Source organism: uncultured Limnohabitans sp., assembly GCF_937889215.1.
Taxonomy (GTDB): domain Bacteria; phylum Pseudomonadota; class Gammaproteobacteria; order Burkholderiales; family Burkholderiaceae_C; genus Limnohabitans_A.
Genome location: NZ_CALBEX010000549.1, coordinates 1 through 1,616, shown reverse-complemented (window position 1 = coordinate 1,616; position 1,616 = coordinate 1). Strand labels below are relative to the sequence as shown.

Here is a 1,616-nt window from a genome sequence, read left to right as displayed (position 1 = left end):
GCTTGACTGGTGTGCTGGCCGACTCCAGGGCCATGACGCCAGCGGGCGATTTCAGCCTGGCCAGCACATTGAGCACATGCTCGCCGCTGGGCTTGCCCGCCTCCAGCGCCAACTCAGCGGCCACCAGTACCGCCTCCAGGCCGTGCGCCGGAACCGCAGCCAGCACCTGCGCCATCACGCGGTCACCGCCCTCATGGCGCAGCAGGATGCTTTGCAACAGCTTCAAGGGCCCTGGCAGGGTCTCAAACGGTGCCCCGTTGCGCAAAGCTCCCGGCTTGCGCTCGATCAGGCTCACATAGTGGCGCCAGTCGTAGAAGGTCTGACTGCGCTCGAAGCTGCGCACATGGCTGGCAACGCGCTCGTTCTCAGCTACGACCTCCAGTCGGTCCGGGTACAGGCGCAGGCTGACGACCTCGTGGGCGTGCTCGGTCGGCACGCTGTAACGGTTGCGCTGTAGATGAACCAGACTGGTGCTGGAGACCCGGGCCAGCACTTCGACGTAACCATCGAATGCCTTGGGGTTGGGCATCAGGCGGGTTTGCTCGTCCTGCAGCACATCAGCGACCTTCATCGCCGGCCAGTCCGGGTGATTGAGCTCACCCCAAGCCGTGCGGCTTTGCTCGGCCAGCCAGTCGTTCAAACTCGCCATGCTGTCCCAGCGCTGGCGCTGGGCCTTGTGCCAGATGCTGGTGCGCCGGTCGCGCACGTTTTTCTCGACGATGCCTTTTTCCCAGCCGCTGGCCACGTTACAGAACTCGGGCTCGAACAGGTAGTGCCCCGTCATGGCTTCAAACCGGGCATTGATGACCCGCTTTTTGCCCAGGCCTACCTTGTCAACAGCGGTTTTCATGTTGTCGTAGATGCCGCGCTGCGGTACCCCACCGAAAGCGGTAAAGGCGCGGGCGTGCGCATCAAACAGCATCTCATGGCTTTGACTGGGGTAGGCCACCAGCCAGAAGGCGCGGCTGGCACACAGCTTGGTGTGCGCCACTTCCAGGCGCCGTCGCAATCCACCCACCCAGGCGTATTCTGTGCTCCAGTCAAACTGGAAGGCCTCGCCGAGCGCAAATTTGAGCGGCACGAAGGCTGCCTTGCCCGCGTTTGCGGCCTGCTCTTTGCGCCAGGTCCGCGCAAAGGCGGCCACTCTGGCATAGCTGCCGCTGTAGCCAAGGCCTACCAGTTCTTCGTGCATGGCCAGTATCGTGCGCCGCTCGCGCTTGCCTCGGTAGGCGTTGGCCTTCAACCAGATCGCCAGTGTGTCGGTGTAACCGCTCAATTTGCTGGTCACCACCCGTTGCGGGTACTTGGGCTCGACCATCTGGTCTTTGCGCAGCCACGCCTTGATCGTGTTTCTTGCCAGCCCCGTTCTTCTTTCAATTTCCTTAATTGGCACACCATCTCGCAGGTGCAGCCGCCGAATCTTTGCCAGTGTTCCCACTTTGATCACTCCTTGGTCCCTCCTGCTTAAAAAGTAAGCAGGAGACTTTAATCAAGGGGTCAAATTTGGATGAAAAAACTCAACTCAAAGGGGTCAATTTCAGTTGAAAATCAACATTACGTCCACATCATTGCCCTGCTGGCCATCGTCCAGTTCATTTATTTCTGCATTCTGGTCG

The 1,616-nt window shown here is 60.3% G+C and carries 1 protein-coding gene; it reads right to left on the bottom strand.

The features are described 5' to 3' along the window. Positions 1–1,438, bottom strand: a 1,438-nt coding sequence (istA, locus tag Q0341_RS13850; protein ID WP_299514477.1) for an IS21 family transposase, incomplete at its 3' end; no start/stop codon positions are given. Positions 1,439–1,616: the final 178 nt, after the last annotated feature.